The organism is Streptomyces corallincola (genome assembly GCF_019104725.1).
In the GTDB taxonomy this organism is placed as follows: domain Bacteria; phylum Actinomycetota; class Actinomycetes; order Streptomycetales; family Streptomycetaceae; genus Streptomyces; species Streptomyces corallincola.
This window is the reverse complement of record NZ_JAHRXF010000086.1, coordinates 1-3,588: the sequence shown is the minus strand read 5'-3', so window position 1 is coordinate 3,588 and position 3,588 is coordinate 1. Positions and strand designations below refer to the sequence as shown.

The window sequence follows — 3,588 nt, the reverse complement described above, 5'->3', positions numbered from 1 at the left end:
AAACCGCGAGAACGCCGCAGCCCTTGCCGATGCCGTCGATGCCGTCGATGCCGCCGATGCCGCCAGGGCGTCCGGCTCCGGCCTGGCGGACGCGGCGGTCGGCGCTGCCGAGGCGCACCCCTGGGAGACCGAACCCGGCCCGGTGGAAACGCTCCCCTGGGAGACCGAACCCGGCCCGGTGGAGGCCGCTGCCTCCGTGCCGTCCCCCGAGATCCCGGACGAGCCGGCCGGCGCGACCGCGCACCCGGAACCCGCCGCGCCGGTGCAGTGGACCGACGTGCAGCGGCTCTGGCGTGCCGAGTCGAAGATCACCGGCGCCGTGCGGTCGCCGGCGCTGCGGCTCGTGGACAAGGCCGTGGCCGCACTGCACGACCAGGCCATGAACCGCTCCGCCTCGGCGGAGGCCCTCGGCGACCGGCTGGCGGACGTGCTCGACGCGATCCGTGCCTGGCGCGACTCGAAGAGCGGGACGAGCGCGCGCGACACCGCGGTCACCGCGCTCTTCGACCGGGTCCGGGATCTCCAGGCCCGTCACGCCGACACCTACAAACAGGCACGGCCACCGAAGGACTCGGCGGCGGCTCACATGCCGGTCGCCGGGGGGACGTTCGACGGCACCGACGTGCAGCGGCTCTGGCGTGCCGAGTCGGAGATCACCGGCGCCGTGCGGTCGCCGGCGCTGCGGCTCGTGGACAAGGCCGTGGCCGCACTGCACGACCAGGCCATGAACCGCTCCGCCTCGGCGCTGGCCCTCGGCGACCGGCTGGCGGAGGTGCTCGACGCGATCCGTGCCTGGCGCGGCTCGAAGAGCGGGCCGAGCGCGCGCGACACCGCGGTCACCGCGCTCTTCGACCGGGTCCAGGATCTCCAGACCCGTAACGCCGGCGCCTACAAGATGGCATGGTCACCGAAGGACTCGGCGGCGGCGGCTCGGACGCCGGTCGCCGGGGGGACGTTCGACGACTCCGTGCTGCGCGCCCACATCCGGGACACGGCCGACCGCGACGCGGCCGACATCACCCTCACCGTCCACGTCGCCAAGGGCGCCCCGGCGCTCTCGCGCGACCTCCTGGAGGGCAGGCTGGGCCACGCCTGGGTGGAGGTGCGGCTCCCCGGCCGCCGGGCCCAGGCCATCGGTCTCTACCCCGCCGCCGCCGCGCCCGGCGGACTGATCCCGCAGTTGGCCGGCGTGCGGGCCGAGGTCCTCCAGGGCAACAGCTACGTCTCCGACGCGTCCCTGGAAATCAAGATCAGCGCCGCCGACCTGGCCAGGGGTCTGCGGTACGTGAAGGAGCAGGAACAGGCGCAGTACCGGCTGATCTCCGCCAACTCGGTCACCTTCGCGCGGAACTTCTTCCGTGCCGTCGCCAACCGCTCGATCAGAGGCTGGTCCACCACCACCGGGAGTTTCGCGGCCGACCTGACCGCGACGCAGGGCACCACGACGACCACCGCCCCCGGCACCACGGACACCCTGTCCGGCGACCCGCTGGGCGCACGGTCCGCGGACACCCGGCCCCAGACCACCGACACCCCCAACGCCACCACCGGCACCGTCGAGGTCACGGCCCTCGTGGAGGTCTCCCGCCACGTCGAGGTCTCCCCCGCCGACATCCACGCGCCGAGCCGCACCCAAGCGGCCCCGCAGGAGCGAGCCGTCAACGGCACCGACGAGGTCACGGCCCCCGTGGAGGTCTCCCGCCACGTCGAGGTCTCCCCCGCCGACACCCACGCGCCGGGCCACACCCAAGCGGCCCCGCAGGAGCGAGCCGTCAACGGCACCGACGAGGTCACGGCCCCCGTGGAGGTCCCCCGCCACGTCGAGGTCTCCCCCGCCGACACCCACGCGCCGGGCCACACCCAAGCGGCCCCGCAGGAGCGAGCCGTCCGCGACACCGACCCCGACACCCTCGACCCCGCTCTCCTCGGCGAACTCCTCTTCGTCGCCTCCCTCCTGGACGAGCACGGTGCGCCGTACGCCGGTCTGTTCGAGAACACCGGGTCCACCGACACGGCGGCGTCCTCCCGGCGCCCGACGCTGACACCCATCGACACCGGCCTCCTCCCGAGCGCTGCGCCCCACATCCGCATCGTGGACACGGCGTCCGCCGACACCGCCGCTCCGGTCAGGGACGGCCTGCTCGACAACCTGGGGGCACTCACCCAACGGCGTCCCAGCGGCCCGCGCCCCCTCAGCAACCCGGTGCCCCTGACGTTCGCCTCCGGCAGCCCGGTGACGTGGACCGCGCCGCTGTCCGCGACGAGCGGCCGGGAGATGCCCTCGTACTGGGACAGCCATCTGCCGTCCGCCCCGCCGCGCGTCTCGCCCGCCGGCCGCGTCACCTTCGCCGATCTCCCCCGCACCGAGCTGAACTCCGTCGCGGCGTCGCTCCGTTCCCTGGCCACGCCGGTCTCGGCGTTGCACTCGGCACTGGTCGCGTCCGGACTCCTCGGCCCCGAGGACGTGGACTCCTACACCGCGCAGCAGGCCTACGGAATCCCGCAGAAGAACTTCCGCAAGTTCCGGAGGGCGTCGGACGACGAGAACGTCGTGATCGACGTGCGGCCGAGCAACCCGATGGCGCCCCGGTGGCTCGACGCGGGAGCGATGCCCAAACCGGAGGAGATCAAGGCAAAGACCATCAGCGCGGCGGACGTCCCGCTCGGCGCCGACCCGGCGAAGATCGGGCTGGTGGGCTACTTCGAGCCCATCAAGCCGGACTTCTCCAAGGTGCCGGCGCAGGACTGGGAGAAGGTCGCCTCCCGGTACAACCAGCGGTTCACCGAGTTCCACGAACTCGCCCCCCAGATGGCCCTGCTGGCCGAGCGGAACATGTTCACCGTCATCGAAGGCGTGGTCCACGCCATCGCCGACGACGGCGACACGGTCCCGGTCACCGCCGACCACGACCTGTTCGACGTGTCCACCCCGGGCGGCAGCCGGATCACAGCCGCCCGGCACGACGCACTCGTCGCGGAGATGCGGCGACAGGACATGGCCGTCATGCACGGCGCCCACATGCACTGGCAGCCGGTCACGCCGTTCAGCAAGTCGATCTTCGACAAGATCGTCAGCTCCCACCAGGGCACCGGCGGCGAACCACTCCTGCGCTTCAGCCCCGGCTCCCCCTTCGCCACACTCGTCCACGGTCCCGCCTCGCAGGCCGTCGTACGGGCCGAGTCGCCCGTCGCGCCGCATGACATGGGCGTCCCGCGCCATGACATGGGGACCCTGCACAACATGGGGACCCTGCACAACACGGTCAACCTCCAACTCGCCAAAATGGACTGGCCCCACCACATCGACCCGGCGGCCATCACCGGCCACTACGCAAAACTCCCCTCGCACATCACCCGGCTCAACGAAACCGCCGTGGCCGACCGCATCGCCCACCGGATCGCCAGCCCCGACACCGGCCCCGGCCTCCCGGGCGGCGCCGTCGGCATCGAGGTGGAAGTGCCCCGCTGGCTGGTGGAGTTGCCCGAGGGCCTCGACATCGATGAGCTGCACGACGGGTCTGTCATCGAGCACCGCAGTTTCGACATCGCGCTCGAGAACGCGTATCCCAACGCCAAGGGGCCCATCTA

The 3,588-nt window shown here is 72.5% G+C and carries 1 protein-coding gene; it reads left to right on the top strand.

Translation table 11 applies throughout. The annotated features are described in order from the left end of the window. Positions 1-142: 142 nt before the first annotated feature. The coding region (locus KUM39_RS27800) for an NACHT domain-containing protein (protein ID WP_217788546.1) at positions 143-3,588 on the top strand (3,446 nt) is incomplete at its 3' end.